Annotated in this window: 15 protein-coding genes and 1 tRNA gene; 13 read left to right on the top strand and 3 right to left on the bottom strand. The window is 64.8% G+C overall.

The features are described 5' to 3' along the window. Positions 1-110: 110 nt before the first annotated feature. Positions 111-1,934 carry a glutamine--fructose-6-phosphate transaminase (isomerizing) gene (glmS, locus tag G404_RS0104450; RefSeq protein WP_028640021.1) on the bottom strand — a complete coding sequence of 608 codons (1,824 nt, stop codon included), beginning with the start codon at positions 1,932-1,934 and terminating at the stop codon, positions 111-113. Positions 1,935-2,045: 111 nt separating this feature from the next. Continuing rightward, positions 2,046-3,422 (bottom strand): bifunctional UDP-N-acetylglucosamine diphosphorylase/glucosamine-1-phosphate N-acetyltransferase GlmU, encoded by a 1,377-nt coding sequence (gene glmU / locus G404_RS0104455; protein ID WP_036520392.1) that lies wholly within the window; start codon positions 3,420-3,422, stop codon positions 2,046-2,048. 62 nt (positions 3,423-3,484) lie between these two features. Between glmU and G404_RS0104460 the strand changes: the two genes are divergently transcribed. The 4 genes from G404_RS0104460 to G404_RS0104475 all read left to right on the top strand — a co-directional run bounded on the left by G404_RS0104460 (position 3,485) and on the right by G404_RS0104475 (position 4,875). Next, positions 3,485-4,156: an HAD family hydrolase gene (locus G404_RS0104460; RefSeq protein WP_028640023.1), complete on the top strand. Its 672-nt coding sequence runs from the start codon at positions 3,485-3,487 to the stop codon at positions 4,154-4,156. A 49-nt stretch (positions 4,157-4,205) separates the two neighbouring features. Continuing rightward, positions 4,206-4,280 (top strand) — tRNA-Gln (locus G404_RS0104465). A 190-nt stretch (positions 4,281-4,470) separates the two neighbouring features. Continuing rightward, positions 4,471-4,635 carry a DUF3309 family protein gene (locus G404_RS20600; protein WP_169719683.1) on the top strand — a complete coding sequence of 55 codons (165 nt, stop codon included), beginning with the start codon at positions 4,471-4,473 and terminating at the stop codon, positions 4,633-4,635. Beyond that, on the top strand, positions 4,636-4,875 hold the full coding sequence (locus G404_RS0104475; RefSeq protein WP_245584387.1) for a Thivi_2564 family membrane protein: 240 nt from the start codon (positions 4,636-4,638) through the stop codon (positions 4,873-4,875). Here G404_RS0104475 and G404_RS0104480 read toward each other — a convergent pair. Then, positions 4,872-5,828, bottom strand: a complete 957-nt coding sequence (locus tag G404_RS0104480) for a GlxA family transcriptional regulator (RefSeq protein ID WP_028640025.1) — start codon at positions 5,826-5,828, stop codon at positions 4,872-4,874. The two genes, G404_RS0104475 and G404_RS0104480, sit on opposite strands and share 4 nt — an antisense overlap. Positions 5,829-5,931: 103 nt before the next feature. Here G404_RS0104480 and G404_RS0104485 point away from each other — a divergent pair, with 103 nt between their 5' ends. The 9 genes from G404_RS0104485 to glnT all read left to right on the top strand — a co-directional run bounded on the left by G404_RS0104485 (position 5,932) and on the right by glnT (position 16,112). Next, on the top strand, positions 5,932-7,185 hold the full coding sequence (locus G404_RS0104485) for a sarcosine oxidase subunit beta family protein (RefSeq protein ID WP_028640026.1): 1,254 nt from the start codon (positions 5,932-5,934) through the stop codon (positions 7,183-7,185). A 12-nt stretch (positions 7,186-7,197) separates the two neighbouring features. Then, positions 7,198-7,458: a sarcosine oxidase subunit delta gene (locus G404_RS0104490; protein ID WP_028640027.1), complete on the top strand. Its 261-nt coding sequence runs from the start codon at positions 7,198-7,200 to the stop codon at positions 7,456-7,458. Then, on the top strand, positions 7,455-10,427 hold the full coding sequence (locus G404_RS0104495) for a sarcosine oxidase subunit alpha family protein (protein WP_028640028.1): 2,973 nt from the start codon (positions 7,455-7,457) through the stop codon (positions 10,425-10,427). The genes G404_RS0104490 and G404_RS0104495 overlap by 4 nt, the downstream gene beginning before the upstream one ends. Then, positions 10,420-10,917: a sarcosine oxidase subunit gamma gene (locus G404_RS0104500; RefSeq protein ID WP_028640029.1), complete on the top strand. Its 498-nt coding sequence runs from the start codon at positions 10,420-10,422 to the stop codon at positions 10,915-10,917. Before G404_RS0104495 ends, G404_RS0104500 begins: the two co-directional genes overlap by 8 nt. 13 nt (positions 10,918-10,930) lie before the next feature. Beyond that, positions 10,931-11,785 carry a formyltetrahydrofolate deformylase gene (purU, locus tag G404_RS0104505; RefSeq protein WP_028640030.1) on the top strand — a complete coding sequence of 285 codons (855 nt, stop codon included), beginning with the start codon at positions 10,931-10,933 and terminating at the stop codon, positions 11,783-11,785. A gap of 113 nt (positions 11,786-11,898) precedes the next feature. Further along, positions 11,899-12,774 (top strand): class II glutamine amidotransferase, encoded by an 876-nt coding sequence (locus G404_RS0104510; protein WP_028640031.1) that lies wholly within the window; start codon positions 11,899-11,901, stop codon positions 12,772-12,774. After that, entirely contained in the window at positions 12,774-13,460 is a 687-nt protein-coding gene (locus G404_RS0104515) for a GltB/FmdC/FwdC-like GXGXG domain-containing protein (protein WP_028640032.1), read from the top strand. Before G404_RS0104510 ends, G404_RS0104515 begins: the two co-directional genes overlap by 1 nt. 11 nt (positions 13,461-13,471) lie before the next feature. Next, the gene (locus G404_RS0104520) at positions 13,472-14,800 is read left to right on the top strand and encodes an FMN-binding glutamate synthase family protein (protein ID WP_028640033.1); all 1,329 of its coding nucleotides are present in this window, start codon (positions 13,472-13,474) and stop codon (positions 14,798-14,800) included. A gap of 19 nt (positions 14,801-14,819) precedes the next feature. Further along, entirely contained in the window at positions 14,820-16,112 is a 1,293-nt protein-coding gene (gene glnT, locus G404_RS0104525; protein WP_245584388.1) for a type III glutamate--ammonia ligase, read from the top strand. Positions 16,113-16,126 lie beyond the last annotated feature (14 nt).

Here is a 16,126-nt window from a genome sequence, read left to right on the forward strand (position 1 = left end):
GCGATCCGCCAGATGGGCGAACGATTGGGTGAGCGGCGAGTGATTCACCGCCCCAGTCTAGCCGCCAAAGCTTGCCCAATGGTAAGCGGGCAGGCGTTTGCGGCAAACGTTTATTCGACCGTTACCGACTTGGCCAGATTGCGCGGCTGATCGACATCGGTGCCCTTGGCCACCGCAACGTGATACGCCAGCAATTGCACCGGCACGGCATAGACCAGCGGGGCAATCAGCGGGTGCACTTTGGGCATTTCGATCGTCGCCAGGCAGCCTTCGCCTGCCTCGGCAATGCCTTCGGCGTCGGAAATCAGCACGATCTTGCCGCCGCGGGCGCGCACTTCCTGCATGTTCGACACGGTTTTTTCGAACAAGGGCCCCGACGGCGCCAGCACGATCACCGGCACTTTGTCATCGATCAGCGCGATCGGCCCGTGCTTCATTTCGCCGCTGGCATACCCTTCGGCGTGGATATAGCTGATTTCCTTGAGTTTGAGCGCGCCTTCGAGCGCCAGCGGATAGTCCGGTCCGCGCCCCAGATACAACACGTCGCGCGCCGGTGCGATCAGCGGCGCAATCGCGGCAATATCGTCATCATGCGCAAGCGCAGCATTGAGCGCGGCCGGCGTTTCGTCCAGCTGGCCGACGATTTCCATTTCTTCGTCGTGCGTGATCAGGCCGCGCTTGACCGCCAGATGCACCGACAGCGCGGCGAGCACCGCCAGCTGGCAGGTAAACGCCTTGGTCGACGCGACCCCGATCTCGGGCCCGGCATGGGTCGGCAGCAACAGGTCGGCCTCGCGCGCCATGGTACTGGTCGGCACGTTGACCACCACCGCAATCGTTTGCCCGGCGGCTTTGCAATGGCGCAGTGCGGCCAGCGTGTCGGCGGTTTCGCCCGATTGCGAGATGAAGATTGCCAGGCCGCCCGCTTCGAGCACGGGATCGCGATAGCGGAATTCGCTGGCCACATCGATATCCACCGGCAGGCGCGCAAACCGTTCGAACCAGTATTTGGCAACCATCCCGGCATAATAGCTGGTGCCACAGGCCACGATCGTCACGCGGCGGATGCTGGCCAGATCGAAATCGATCTGCGGCAGCGACACCACCTGTTCGTAGCGGCGCAGATAAGACCGCAGCGTCTGTGCGACCACGATCGGCTGTTCGTAGATTTCCTTCTGCATGAAATGGCGGAAATTGCCTTTTTCGATCGCCGCAGCCGTTGCACCCGAGGCAACGATTGCGCGCGTGACGGGATGGTTCGACACATCGAAGATCCGCGCGCCGTCGCGATCAATCACGACCCAATCGCCTTCTTCGAGATAGGTCACGCGCTGGGTCAGCGGGGCCAGCGCCAGCGCGTCCGAGCCGAGGAACGTTTCGCCATCGCCGTATCCGACCACCAGCGGCGATCCCAGCCGCGCCCCGATCAGGATGTCGGGATGGCTGCGGAACGCAATGGCCAGCGCAAACGCCCCGCGCAGTCGTGGCAGCACCGCCTTGACCGCGTCCTGCGGCGAAAGCCCGGCCTCGACCTGTTCGGACACCAGGTGTGCGACGACTTCGGTATCGGTTTCGCTTTCAAAGGTGCGCCCGCGCGCGATCAGTTCTTCGCGCAGCGAACGGAAATTCTCGATGATCCCGTTGTGCACCAGCGCGACTTCGCCGGTGGCGTGGGGGTGGGCGTTGTTGGTGGTGGGCGCGCCGTGCGTGGCCCAGCGGGTGTGCGCGATGCCGATGGTGCCTGGCGCGGGATGGCGCGCCAGTTCGACCACCAGATTGTTAAGCTTGCCCTCGGCGCGACGGCGGATCAGTTCACCCGCTTCGACGGTGCAGACCCCCGCGCTGTCGTATCCACGATATTCCATGCGGCGCAGGCCGTCGACCAGCCGGTCTGCCACCTGATCCTTGCCGACGATCCCGATAATTCCGCACATGGTGATTTGCCTTCAACAGATAAGGGGCGTGATGAGATGATCGGCGAGCCCCCCGGCGCGGCCCGATCCAGCGATGGCATGGCGCAGTCAAACTGAACGCCGGATTGCCTGTCAGGGTTTGCGTTCGGCCTTTTTCTTTTTCATCGCGTCGTGGAACCGGTCGGCCCAGCCCGGTTTGACCAGCTGTTCACCGCGCACCAGCCGCAATTCGCCGTCGGACACATCGCGGCTGACCGCGCTGCCGGCGGCCACGATCGCATCGGCGCCGATCCGCACCGGCGCGATCAGCGCGGAATTCGATCCGATGAATGCGCGTTCGCCAATCACGGTGCGATATTTGAAATAGCCGTCGTAATTGCAGGTGATCGTGCCCGCGCCGATATTGGCGCCTGCGCCCACATCGGCATCGCCAAGATAGGACAGATGGTTGGCCTTGGCCCCCTGGCCCAGCCGCGCATTCTTGACCTCGACAAAATTGCCGACGCGGCTGCCGGTGCCAAGCTCTGCGCCAGGGCGCAGCCGCGCGAATGGCCCGACCGATGCGCCGCTGGCGACATGCGCGCCTTCGATATGGCAGAACGCATGGATCACGGCATGATCATCGATCACCGCGCCGGGACCGAATACCACGTTCTGTTCGATCAGCACATCGCGGCCAACCGCCGTATCCCACGCAAACCACACCGTTTCGGGCGCGACCAGCGTCGCGCCGTCGGCCATCGCGGCAAGACGGCGGCGCGCCTGCCAGCGGCCTTCGGCAAGAGCTAGTTCGCTGCGACTGTTGATCCCCGCCACTTCATCGGCATCGTCGGTCACCACCACCGCCGCGGTGCGACCATCGGCCAGTGCAATATTGACGATATCGGGCAGGTAATATTCGCCTTGCGCATTGTCGTTGCCGACGCGCGCCAGCAGCGCGAACAGATCGTCGGCGCGCGCCGCCAGCAGGCCCGAATTGCACAGCCGCGTGGCGCGTTCGCCGGGCGTGGCATCCTTGAATTCGACCATCTTGTGCACCTGGCCCTGGTCGGCGATCACGCGGCCATAGGCCAGCGCATCGTCGGGTTCGAAACCCAGCACGACCACCGCCGGGGTGTCATCGGCGTGCAGACGGTCGAGCATGGCCTGCATCGTGGCGGCACGCACGAACGGCACATCGCCGTACAACACCAGCACGTCGCCCGAAAATCCGGCCAGCGCAGCTTGCGCCTGTTGCACGGCATGCGCGGTGCCGTGCTGCGGATCCTGGACCGCGATCGTGGCCGTGGTGCCGACCGCGCGTTCCAGCTGTTCGCGCCCGCTGCCCACGACCACCACCTGGTGCTGCGGCGAAAGGGTCGCGGCGCTGTCCATCAGGTGCATCAGCATGGGCCGCCCGGCGATCGGGTGCAGCACTTTGTGCAGATCGCTTTTCATGCGGGTGCCCTTGCCGGCGGCAAGGATGACGATGGCCAGCGGACGGGTGGCGTCAGAGATCGGCGTGTTCATGGTCGCTGTCCTTGCCAGCATTTTCTTGCAGTTTCCAGAAGGCTCGGGCAATCCTGCGGGCGATGGCTGATTTTCCCTTTGACCTGGTGGGGTTCGACCTCGACGGAACCCTTCTGGATACGGCAGATGACCTTGGCCATGCACTGAATCATGCGCTGGCGCAGATCGGCCGCCCGCTGATCCCGCTGACCGATGTGCGCGGCCTGATCGGTGGCGGCACCGCCCAGATGTTGCGCAACGGCCTGGCGCGTACCGGTGGCATCGATGAAGCGGTCCTGCCCGACCTGACCGAACGGCTGGGTGCATTCTACGCCGACAATATCGCCCGCCATACCGTGTTCTATCCCGGCGCCATGGCAATGATCGCCGATCTGGAAGCGCGCGGCGTCAGGATTGCGGTGGCCACCAACAAGCGCGAGGCGCTGGCGCGCCGGCTGCTGGACGAAGTCGGCCTGACCCCGCGCCTGGCAACAATCATCGGCGGCGACACGCTGGGGCTCGATCGCGCCAAGCCGAAGCCCGACATGCTGATCGAAATGGTCGAACGCACCGGCGCCAACCGCGCGGCATTTGTCGGCGATACCACCTATGATATCGGCGCCGCGCGTGCCGCAGGCCTGCCGGTGGTGGCGGTCAGCTTCGGTTTTTGCGACAAGCCGCCGCATGAACTGGGTGCCAACGCAGTGATCGACCATTTCGACGAACTTGTCCCCACGCTTGCCCGACTGGGCTGACAAGACCCCTTTTCATCCCCGCCGGTGCCGCTATATGCGCAACTCCCGTTGGGGCGTCGCCAAGTGGTAAGGCACCGGTTTTTGGTACCGGCATCCGCAGGTTCGAATCCTGCCGCCCCAGCCAACCGTTCAGATCCGACCGATTGCGCCGAAGGTTCCCGTGCGGCAGCTTGGGCATGCTTCGTACGCTTTGGTCGTCCGGGTATATTCCGATCCTGTTGCACGGCTTGCCGCGCTGTAAGGTGCGAAAATGCGGCCTTGGGCCGATGACGCGGGGGACGGTCGGTGGCACGTCGCCAATTCGGGGAAACTGCATGACGCTCGGGCTTCTTCTGACGATTGTACTCGTCATCGCGCTGCTGGGCGGATTTTCCGGCCGGATCGGCGGATATGGCTATGGTTTTGGCAATGGCGGGATCAGCGTGATCGGCGTGGTGCTGATCATCGTGGTCGTGCTGTTGTTGACCGGGCGCCTGTAATTGGACGGGTTCAGCAAATTCCTTGCCCGCGCGCCGCAGACCGGCCCGATGAGCCTGCTCAATGTCATGATCACCCTGATCACGGTCGGGGTGATCCTGTGGCTGGTGAACACGCTGATCCCGATGGATGGCAAGATCAGGTCGATCCTGAACTGGGTGATCGTGATTGCGGTGGTGGTCTGGCTGTTCAAGGTGTTCGACGTTGCCCCATTGCTGACCGGGCTCCACACCGGTCATTAAGGCCTGCGTGCGCACGACGGCGGCATGCCGAACCTGTGGCGGAAACGCCGCGAAAAATGCGCCGCGCTGGCAAAACCGCAATCGAGTGCGATGGTCATGACCGGCGCATCGGTGGTGCGCAGCCGGTGCGCCGCGCGGTCCAGCCGGATCGCAAGCGCGGCCTCGGTCATGCTGTGGCCCAGATGGACGTGAAACAGGCGTTCGATCTGGCGCAATGACCGTCCGCACGCCCTGGCGACGGCGTCGCGCGGCAGTGGCCGGTCCAGCCCCGCCTCGATCAAACCAAGCGCCTGCAACACGACATGGTTGGTGGTGCCGTGGCGCTCTGCCGGGCTTGGCCGTTGCGGCCCCGCGGCATCGCGCGGTGCGGTGCGGATGAACCATTCGCCCACCCTGCGTGCCAGATCATCACCATGATCGCGCGCGATCAACGCCAGCGCCAGATCGAGCCCCGCCGTCCCTCCGGCGCAGGTGATGACCGGGCCGTCGATCACGTAAAGCCCGCGTTCGAGTGCGACATCGGGAAAATCCTGCGCAAACAGATCGCGGTGTTCCCAATGGATCGTGGCGCGTCGTCCGGCAAGCAGCCCCGCGCGCGCCAGCACGAACGGCCCGCCCGACACCCCGGCAATCGCGCACCCGCCCCGAGCCAGCAGGCGCAGCCAGGCATATGTCGCCCGATCATCGAACTGCCGGGGATCGCCGCCTGCAAATACGAACACCCTGCCGCAATCGAGCCGATCACCCACCCGGGCATCGGCCAGGATGCGTGCGCCATTGGTGGCCTCGACCGCGGCGCCATCGGGCGAAATGTGGCTCCAGGCATAGAGCGCGCGACCCGACAGCGTATTGGCGGCGCGAAACGCCTCGACCAAGGCGGCATAACCCATCAGCGCAAAACCCGGGATCAGCAGCAGGCCAAGTCGGATCGGGGGCGATAATTCGCTGGTCATGTCTTTTTCGGACATGGCGATATCATAAATGGACAAGCCACGTGCGCACAACCGGCATATGTTTCTTTGCGAGAATTAATTTTGGCCGGTGCGAAAGATCCCCATGCGCTATTCGATCGTGCAACTGGCCCGTCAGGCCCTGGGCCGGCATCGCGGCTGGGCCCCGGCATGGCGCGATGCCACGCCCAAGGACGGATATGACGTGGTCATCGTCGGCGGCGGCGGACATGGGCTGGCAGCGGCCTATTATCTGGCCAAAGTGCATGGAATCACAAATGTCGCGCTGGTCGAACGGGGCTGGATCGGCGGGGGCAACGCCGGGCGCAACACCACGATCATCCGGTCGAACTATGGCCTGCCCGGCAACGAGCCGTTCTACGAATGGTCGATGAAGCTGTGGGAAGGGCTGGAGCAGGACCTGAACTATAACGCGATGGTCAGCCAGCGCGGCGTGCTGAACCTGTATCATTCCGATCCGCAGCGCGATGCCTATGCCAGGCGGGGCAATGCCATGCGCATGCACGGGGTCGATGCCACGCTGCTGGACGCCGATGCGGTGCGCAAGATGGCGCCGTTCCTGGATTTCGACAACGCGCGTTTTCCGATCGACGGCGGGCTGCTGCAGGAACGCGGCGGCACTGCGCGGCACGACGCGGTCAACTGGGGCTATGCCCGCGCCGCCTCGGCGCTGGGGGTGGATATCATCCAGAATTGCGAAGTGACCGGGTTTTTGCGCGATGCCAGCGGTGCGGTGACGGGCGTCGAAACCGGCCGCGGCACGATCCGCGCGGGCAAAGTGGGCCTGGCCGTGGCGGGGATGACCAGCCATGTTGCGGCCAAGGCCGGCCTGAAGCTGCCGATCGAAAGCCACGTGCTGCAGGCGTTTGTGTCCGAAGGGTTGAAGCCACTGATCCCGGGCGTGATTACCTATGGCGCAGGGCACTTCTACGTCAGCCAGTCGGACAAGGGCGGGCTGGTGTTCGGGGGGGATATCGACGGCTACAATTCCTATGCGCAGCGCGGCAACCTTCCGGTGGTCGAGGACGTGTGCGAAGGCGCGATGGCGCTGATGCCGATGATCGGCCGCGTGCGCATGTTGCGCAGCTGGGGCGGGATCATGGACATGAGCATGGACGGATCGCCGATCATCGATCACACCCCCATCCCCGGCCTCTATCTCAATGCCGGCTGGTGCTATGGCGGGTTCAAGGCAACGCCGGCATCGGGATGGTGCTTTGCGCACCTGCTGGCCACCGACACCGCGCACGATACCGCCACCGCCTATCGGCTCGACCGGTTCCGCACCGGCCACGTGATCGATGAAAAGGGCGCCGGCGCCCAGCCCAACCTGCACTGAGGATCAACCGGCATGCGCATTCCATGTCCGTTTTGCGGCGCACGCGATTCGCGCGAATTCGTGTTTCGCGGCGATGCCCAACCCGTTCGTCCCGGTGGGGATGATGCCGGTGCGATGTTCGATTACCTGTATCTGCGCGACAACCCGGCGGGGGCGTTCGAAGAATTGTGGTATCACGCGCAGGGGTGCCGCAACTGGCTGCGCGTCACGCGCAACACCGTGACCCATGCGATAACCGATGCCCGCCTCGCCCGGCCCGAGCCCGCGGCATGAGCGCGCAACCCTTTCGCCTTGCCCATGGCGGCCTGATCGACCGCAGCCGGACACTGACGTTCACCTTTGATGGCAAGAGCTACACCGGGCATCCCGGCGATACGCTTGCCTCGGCACTGCTGGCGCATGGGGTGCGTTTGTTCGGGCGCAGTTTCAAATACCATCGCCCGCGCGGTGTGCTGACCGCGGGCAGCGAAGAACCCAACGCGCTGGTGACCTTGCGCGAGGGTGCGCGGGCGGAACCCAACACCCGGGCAACCACGATCGAACTGTTTGATGGCCTGGTTGCCACCAGCCAGAACCGCTGGCCCAGCCTGGGTTTCGACCTGATGGCGGTCAACCAGCTGGCCGCACCGCTGTTTGTCGCCGGGTTCTACTACAAGACGTTCATGTGGCCGGCCAAAGCCTGGGAAAAACTGTACGAGCCGCTGATCCGCCGCGCCGCCGGGCTTGGCGCCTTGTCGGGGCAGGAAGATCCCGACCACTACGAACATGACCACGCCTTTTGCGATGTGCTGGTGGTGGGTGCAGGACCTGCGGGCCTGATCGCCGCGCTCGATGCCGGGCGCGCGGGCCTGCGGGTTGTTCTGGCCGACGAGGGCGCGATGCCCGGCGGGCAATTGTTGACCGAGCGGGTACAGATTGACGGCCAGGACGGCCCAGCCTGGGTGGCCGGTGCGATCGCCGCGCTGTCGGCCATGCCGCATGTGCGCGTCATGCGGCGCACCACGGTGTTTGGCCGGTTTGACGATGGCGAACACGGCGCGATCGAGCAGGTGGCCGACCACCTGCCCGTGCCGCTGCCTGGCCAGCCACGCCAGCGCCTGTGGAAAATCGTTGCCCGCCAGACCATCCTGGCAACCGGCGCGACCGAACGCCCGATCGTGTTTGATGGCAACGACCGGCCCGGCGTGATGCTGGCCGGCGCGGTGTCGACATATTGCAACCGCTATGGCGTGGCCCCCGGACGCCGCGCGGTGGTGTTGACCGCCAGCGACAGCGGCTGGCAGACTGCGGCAGACCTGATCGCCGCCGGTGTGACGCTGCTGGCCGTGATCGACACCCGAGCCGGTGTACCCGAAATCCTGACCGCGCCGATCCGCGCTGCCGGTGTGCCGGTGCTGACCGGCGGGCAACTGGTTGCCGCCAAAGGCAGCCCGCTGTCGCAGGTGATTGCTGCAGACAACCAAGGACGGCGGCACAGCTATGCCGCCGACCTGCTGGCCGTAGCCGGCGGCTGGAATCCGCAGGTGGCGCTGGCCGCGCACCTGGGTCACAAGCCGGTGTGGCGCGAGGATATCGCCGCCTATGCGCTGGGCGCTGCGCCTGCCGACGTGTCTGCGGCAGGGGCCGCCGACGGGGTCTATGGCCTGGCCGGGGCGATGGCCTCGGCGCGCGCGGCCGTGCTGAAGGCGGCAGCAGCGCTGGGCACGGCGCTGACGCCTGCCGCCTTGCCCGCAGCACAGGACACCGCCCACGCCGTCAGCGCGGTCTGGGCGACGGGGCCGTGCAAGGCCAAGGCGTTTGTCGATTTTCAGCACGATGTCACCGCCAGCGATGTCACGCTGGCGGTGCGCGAAGGCTATACCAGCGTCGAGCACCTGAAACGCTATACCACACTGGGCATGGCGACCGACCAGGGGCGGGTCAGCCAGGTCAACGGGCATGGACTGCTGGCCGCGGCAACGGGCAAGGCCTTGGCCGAAACCGGCACGATCCGCGCGCGCCCGCCGGTGGTGCCCGTGGCGATCGGCGCATTTGGCGGCCATCATCGCGGGCGGCAGTTCCGCCCGACGCGGCACACCGCCAGCCACGATTGGGCCGCGGCGCGTGGCGCGGTGTTCGTCGATGCCGGCCAGTGGAAGCGTGCACAATGGTATGCGTTGCCGCATGAAACCACTTGGCGCCAATCGGTCGACCGCGAAGTCCATGCCACGCGCAATGGTGTTGGCCTGTGCGATGTGTCGACGCTGGGCAAGATCGAACTGATCGGCGCCGATGTCGGCACACTGCTCGACCGGTTGTACATCAACGGCTTTGCCGCGCTGCCGGTGGGCAAGGCGCGCTATGGCCTGATGCTGCGCGAAGACGGGTTTGCCATGGATGACGGCACGGTCACGCGCTTTGCCGATGATCGCTGGTTCATGACCACCACCACCGCCAATGCCGCGCGCGTGATGCAGCATATCGATTTTGCGCGTCAGGTGCTGTGGCCCGATCTGGACGCGCAGGCCGTTTCGGTGACCGAACAATGGGCGACCTATTCGATCGCCGGGCCGCGCGCGCGCGAATTGCTGGCCGCGGCTTTGCCCGATAGCGATGTCTCAAACGTGGCGCTGCCGTACATGGGCGCCGTGGCGATGCGTTGGCGCGGGTATGCGGCGCGGTTGTTTCGCCTGTCGTTTTCGGGCGAACTTGCCTATGAGCTGAGCGTTCCGGCCCATCTTGGCGCAGCACTTGTCCACCATCTGTGCGATGTCGGCACGCTGTTCGGCCTGACCCCTTATGGCACCGAAGCGCTGGGGGTGATGCGCATCGAAAAGGGGCATCCGGCAGGCAACGAGCTGAACGGATGGACCACTGCGGCCGATCTCGGGCTTGGCCGCATGGCTTCGAAAACAAAGGACTACATCGGTCGGATCATGGCCGGGCGGCCCGCGCTGGTCGATCCGGCACGCCCCCGGCTGGTCGGGCTTAAGCCGGTCGACGGTGTATCGGCGGTGCGCGCCGGCGCACACCTGCTGCGCCCCGGCGCCACCCCGGCGCCTTCGCATGATGAGGGCTATGTCTCATCGGCGTGTTATTCGCCGACGCTGGGCACCCCGATCGCGCTGGCGCTGCTGGCGCATGGCGCGGACCGGCATGGCGAGGACGTGGTGGTGCACGATCCCGTGCGCGGTGCCGATGTGCGCGCGCTGGTGTGTGATCCGGTATTTTTTGATCCGGCAGGAGAACGGCTGCGTGGCTGATGTAGCGATTGGCGAAGCCGTCCACTTTGGTCTGGCCAGTGTTCTGCCCTACGCCGGCGTCGGGCCCGCAGCGCTGTCAGCGGCACTGGGTTTCGAGGTGGTTTCAGCACCGGTGGAAAGCGCTGGCGACGGCGTTACGCTATGGGGAACAGGCCCGAACCAGTGGCTGGCCCATACCAGCGTTGCCGCGCCCGACTGGGCCGAAGCCTTGGGAAAAACGCTGTCGGGCGTGGCCGCGGTCGTCGACCAGTCAGGCGCTTATGCCGGGTTGTCCATCAGCGGATCGGACGCACGGCGGCTGCTGCAAAAGGGGTTGCCGATCGATCTGTCGCCACAGGTCTTTGTGCCCGGCGCGGTCGCGGTCAGCGTGATCGCGCATATCGGCGTGATCGTCCACCACGCCGCACCCGGTACTTACGACCTTGCGGTGTTCCGCAGTTTTTCAACCAGCTTTCGCGAATGGCTTGACGCCGCAGTCGCGGCACTTTGATCAGGATCCGAGCATGACCGACTTTCTGCTGACCCTTTCGTGCGCCAATCAGCCGGGCATCGTGGCGGCAATCGCGACGACCGTGTTCATTCACGGCGGCAACATCACCGAAGCATCGCAATTCGACGATGCCGAAGCCAACCGCTTTTTCATGCGGCTGGCCTTTTCCACTGCCGATGCCGCCAGCGATGACGCGGTGGCGCACGAACTGGGCAGGATTGCCGACAAGTTCGCCTTTGTGTGGAGCTTGCGCCGCCGCGATCACCTGCAAAAGGTGCTGCTGATGGTCAGCAAATTCGACCATTGCCTGGTCGATCTGCTGTATCGCCTGAAAATGGGCGAAATCGCGATGGATGTGGTGGGCGTGGTGTCAAACCACCCGCGTTCCGCGCTGGGCGACATCAACCTGGGCGAAATCCCGTTCCATCACCTGCCGGTCACGCGCGAGACCAAGGCCGCACAGGAAGCCCAGATCAAGGCCATCGTCAACGAAACCGGTGCCGATCTGGTGGTGCTTGCGCGCTATATGCAGATCCTGTCGGACGACATGGCGGCCTGGCTGAGCGGCCGGTGCATCAACATCCACCATTCGTTCCTGCCCGGTTTCAAGGGCGCCAAGCCCTATCACCAGGCGCACGAACGCGGGGTCAAGCTGATCGGGGCAACCGCACACTACGTGACCGGCGATCTCGATGAGGGCCCGATCATCGAACAGGATGTCGAACGCATCACCCATGCAGACCATGCCGACGATCTGGTGCGCAAGGGCCGCGATATCGAACGCCGCGTGCTGGCGCGTGCCGTGCAGTTCCACCTTGAAGGCCGCAGCCTGCTGCACGGCACCAAGACGGTGGTATTCCGCGACTGACCGGCAAATATTCTTCATGGGAAATTTCTTTTCCTCTTGATTGACATTCCGACAGTCAACCGACTATCCCGGAGGCCTGGCACCAGATTGCGGGTTTCCGGGAGAATCACGAGATGTGCGGTATTGTCGGTCTGTTTTTAAAAGACCCGGACCTCGAGCCCGAACTGGGCCGGTTGCTCGCCGACATGCTGGTGGTCATGACCAGCCGTGGCCCCGACAGCGCGGGCTTTGCGGTGTTTGGCGATGGCAGTGCCAACCATCTGAAAATCACGCTGCGCGGCACCCGGCTGGATGACGTGGCCTCCGCGCTCGCCGACGTGGCAACCGCCACCCGGCGGGACACGCACATGGTGCTGTCGTTCGCCGCCGGGTGCGAAGACCAGGTGCGCGGCTGGCTGGCGCTCAATCGCCCCGATGTGGTGGTAACCGGCACCGGCAAACGCATCGAACTGTACAAGGAGGTTGGCCTGCCGCGCCAGGTGGCAGACCGCTTTGCCCTGCCCGCAATGGCCGGCACCCACGGCATCGGGCACACCCGCATGGCCACCGAATCCGCCGTGACCACCGATGGCGCACACCCCTTTTCCACCGGGCGCGACCAGTGCCTGGTGCACAACGGATCGCTGTCGAACCACCGTTCGCTGCGGCGCAAGCTGGAACACGAAGGGCTGAGCTTTGCCACCGACAACGACAGCGAAGTGGCTGCGGGCTATATCAGCTGGCGCCTGCGCGAAGGCGACAGCCTGACTGCGGCACTCGAAGCCGGGCTTGAGGATCTGGACGGGTTCTACACCTTCGTCATCGGCACCGAAAACGGCTTTGCGGTGATGCGCGATCCGATTTCGTGCAAGCCGGCGGTGATGGCCGAAACCGATCGATATGTCGCATTCGGGTCGGAATATCGCGCACTGGTCGGTCTGCCCGGCATTGAAACCGCGCGCATTTTCGAACCCGAACCCGCCCACGCCTATGTCTGGGAGCGCCACTGATGCCCGCTGTCGACCTTGCCGTCATGACCAAGCGCGACCTTAATGCGGCGCTGCATGCGCTGCCTGCCGATACCAATGAAACCCATTGGACCGTTGCCAATCCCGAAGGCGCGCATGCCATTGCCGCCGGGGTCGATGCCCCGATCACGGTCGAGATCGAAGGCCACGCCGGATATTACTGTGCCGGGATGAACCAGCGCGCAACCGTCATAGTGCATGGCAATGCCGGGGTCGGAGTTGCGGAAAACATGATGTCGGGCCGGGTCCATGTCAAAGGCGATGCCAGCCAGGCCGCAGGCGCCACCGCGCATGGCGGGCTGCTGGTGATCGATGGCAACGCATCGGCGCGGTGCGGCATTTCGATGAAAGGCATCGATATCGTCGTAAAAGGTTCGATCGGGCCAATGTCGGCGTTCATGGCGCAGGCGGGCAACCTGGTGGTGCTGGGCGACGCCGGCGAAGCGCTGGGGGATTCGCTGTACGAGGCACGGCTGTTCGTGCGTGGCGCGGTCAAAAGCCTGGGCGCTGATTGCATCGAAAAAGACATGCGGCCCGAACATGTCGCGATCCTGGACCGGTTGTTGGCCGATGCCGGGGTCGCAGGCGTCAGCGCGCGCGAATTCCGCCGTTATGGCTCTGCCCGCGGGCTGTACAATTTTCACGTCGACAACGCCTCGGCCTACTGAGGATCGCCCAGATGGACAATGCCCAGACCCCCCGGACTTTGCCGCGTTTTTCGGCGACGTTCGATCCGCACACGCTGGCCGAGATCCGCCGCGCGGCGGCCACCGGCATCTATGACATTCGCGGCGGCGGCACCAAACGCGCACTGCCCCATTTTGACGACCTGCTGTTCCTGGGCGCATCGGTGTCGCGTTATCCGCTGGAAGGCTATCGCGAAAAATGTGCCACCGATGTGTGGCTGGGCACGCGCTTCGCCAAAAAGCCGATCCATCTGAAAACCCCTGTCACGATTGCCGGGATGAGCTTTGGCGCGCTGTCGGCGCAAGCCAAGGAGGCGCTGGGACGCGGCGCAACGATCGCGGGAACCAGCACCACCACCGGCGACGGCGGGATGACGCCCGAAGAGCGCGGACAGTCGCAGACGCTGGTCTATCAATACCTGCCCAGCCGTTATGGCATGAACCCCGACGACATCCGCAAGGCCGATGCGATCGAAGTGGTGATCGGCCAGGGGGCAAAGCCGGGCGGCGGCGGAATGCTGCTGGGCCAGAAGATTTCCGACCGCGTGGCGGCGATGCGCACCCTGCCCAAGGGGATCGACCAGCGTTCGGCCTGCCGCCATCCCGACTGGACCGGGCCCGACGACCTGGAGATCAAGATCGAGGAACTGCGCGAGATCACCGATTGGGAAAAGCCGATCTATGTGAAAGTGGGTGCCACACGGCCGTATTACGATGTGGCGCTGGCGGTGAAATCGGGCGCCGACGTGGTCGTGCTTGACGGCATGCAGGGCGGCACCGCGGCGACGCAGGACGTGTTCATCGAACATGTCGGCATTCCGATCCTCGCCGCGATCCGCCCGGCGGTGCAGGCGCTGCAGGATCTGGGCATGCACCGCAAAGTGCAGCTGATCGTGTCGGGCGGCATCCGCAACGGCGCCGATGTGGCCAAGGCGCTGGCGCTGGGCGCCGATGCGGTGGCGATCGGCACGGCCGCGCTGGTCGCGCTGGGCGACAACGATCCGCGGTGGGCCGCCGACTATGCCGCGCTTGGCACCGAGGCCGGCGCCTACGACGACTGGCACGAAGGGCGCGACCCGGCCGGCATCACCACGCAGGACCCCGACCTGGCATCGCGACTGGATCCGGTGGCAGCCGGGCGCCGTCTGGCCAATTACCTGGCAGTGTTGACGCTGGAGGCACAGACGATCGCGCGGGCGTGCGGGAAAAGCCATCTGCACAATCTGGAACCTGAAGATCTGGTGGCCCTGACCATCGAAGCCGCCGCCATGGCGCGCGTGCCGCTGGCGGGCACCAGCTGGATCCCCGGACAGCAATTCTGATCCCTTAGCGAAAGACGCCATGATGAGCATCGATCTGGCAGAAGTGGCCCAAGCCAAGGGCATCAAGTATTTCCTGATTTCCTATACCGACCTGTTCGGCAGCCAGCGCGCCAAACTGGTGCCAGCATCGGCCATCGCCGAGATGCAGAAAAACGGTGCGGGCTTTGCCGGATTTGCCACATGGCTCGACATGACGCCCGCCGATCCCGATCTGTTTGCGGTGCCCGATCCTGAAAGCTTCATCCAGGTGCCGTGGAAAAAGGAACTGGGCTGGCTGGCGGCGGACCTGTGGATGGCGGGCAAGCCCGTGGCCGCATCCCCGCGCAACGCACTGAAGGCCCAGATCGCGCGCGCGGCAGAGCTGGGATACCAGCTGAAGACCGGGGTGGAGTGCGAATTCTTTCTGATTTCGTCCGACGGCAGCACCATTTCGGATGGCGCCGATACCCAAGTCAAACCGTGCTATGACGAACAGGCGCTGATGCGGCGCTATGACGTGATCACCGAAATCTGCGACGCGATGCTCGAACTGGGGTGGAAACCCTATCAGAACGACCACGAGGACGCGAACGGCCAGTTCGAGATGAACTGGCATTATGACGATGCCTTGGTCACCGCCGACCGCATGGCGTTCTTCAAGTTCCTGACCAAGTCGGTGGCCGAAAAGCACGGCTATCGCGCGACCTTCATGCCCAAGCCGTTCGTCAACCTGACGGGCAATGGTTGCCACATTCACCTGTCGATGTGGCAGGGCGATGTGAACGCATTCGAGGCCGGCGACGATATCAGCCCGCTGGCCAAGCATTTCATCGGCGGCCTGTTGCACAGCGCCCCGGCGATGGCTGCGATCACCAACCCGACGGTCAACAGCTACAAGCGGATCAACGCGCCGCGCACCAATTCGGGCGCAACCTGGTCGCCCAATTCGGTAACCTGGACCGGCAACAACCGCACCCACATGATCCGCGTGCCCGAGCCCAACCGGCTGGAACTGCGGCTGGCCGACGGTGCGGTCAATCCCTATCTGTTGCCCGCAGTGGCACTGGCTGCCGGAATCGACGGGATCATCAATGCCCGCGATCCGGGGCCGCGGCTTGACATCAACATGTACACCGAGGGCGAAAAGGTCGGCAATGTGCCCAAGCTGCCGCTCAATCTGCTCGATGCGATCCGCGCGCTGGAATCGAACGCGGTGCTGGGCGAAGCGTTGGGGCCGCTGGTGCCGTCATACCTGAAGCTCAAGCATGCCGAATGGAACGAATATACCCGGCACCTGACCGATTGGGAACGCGCCACCACACTTGATTGCTGATGCGAAGACAGGCG

This window comes from Novosphingobium acidiphilum DSM 19966 (assembly GCF_000429005.1).
GTDB lineage: Bacteria > Pseudomonadota > Alphaproteobacteria > Sphingomonadales > Sphingomonadaceae > Novosphingobium > Novosphingobium acidiphilum.

Bases quoted from the DNA above. Each gene is read 5' to 3' on its own strand.
- G404_RS0104460 (WP_028640023.1), top strand. From the start codon at position 3,485: ATGGCTGATTTTCCCTTTGACCTGGTGGGGTTCGACCTCGACGGAACC.
- G404_RS0104480 (WP_028640025.1), bottom strand. From the start codon at position 5,828: ATGACCAGCGAATTATCGCCCCCGATCCGACTTGGCCTGCTGCTGATC.
- G404_RS20600 (WP_169719683.1), top strand. From the start codon at position 4,471: ATGACGCTCGGGCTTCTTCTGACGATTGTACTCGTCATCGCGCTGCTG.
- glmU (WP_036520392.1), bottom strand. From the start codon at position 3,422: ATGAACACGCCGATCTCTGACGCCACCCGTCCGCTGGCCATCGTCATC.
- G404_RS0104490 (WP_028640027.1), top strand. From the start codon at position 7,198: ATGCGCATTCCATGTCCGTTTTGCGGCGCACGCGATTCGCGCGAATTC.
- G404_RS0104520 (WP_028640033.1), top strand. From the start codon at position 13,472: ATGGACAATGCCCAGACCCCCCGGACTTTGCCGCGTTTTTCGGCGACG.
- G404_RS0104495 (WP_028640028.1), top strand. From the start codon at position 7,455: ATGAGCGCGCAACCCTTTCGCCTTGCCCATGGCGGCCTGATCGACCGC.
- purU (WP_028640030.1), top strand. From the start codon at position 10,931: ATGACCGACTTTCTGCTGACCCTTTCGTGCGCCAATCAGCCGGGCATC.
- G404_RS0104515 (WP_028640032.1), top strand. From the start codon at position 12,774: ATGCCCGCTGTCGACCTTGCCGTCATGACCAAGCGCGACCTTAATGCG.
- glnT (WP_245584388.1), top strand. From the start codon at position 14,820: ATGATGAGCATCGATCTGGCAGAAGTGGCCCAAGCCAAGGGCATCAAG.
- G404_RS0104485 (WP_028640026.1), top strand. From the start codon at position 5,932: ATGCGCTATTCGATCGTGCAACTGGCCCGTCAGGCCCTGGGCCGGCAT.
- glmS (WP_028640021.1), bottom strand. From the start codon at position 1,934: ATGTGCGGAATTATCGGGATCGTCGGCAAGGATCAGGTGGCAGACCGG.
- G404_RS0104510 (WP_028640031.1), top strand. From the start codon at position 11,899: ATGTGCGGTATTGTCGGTCTGTTTTTAAAAGACCCGGACCTCGAGCCC.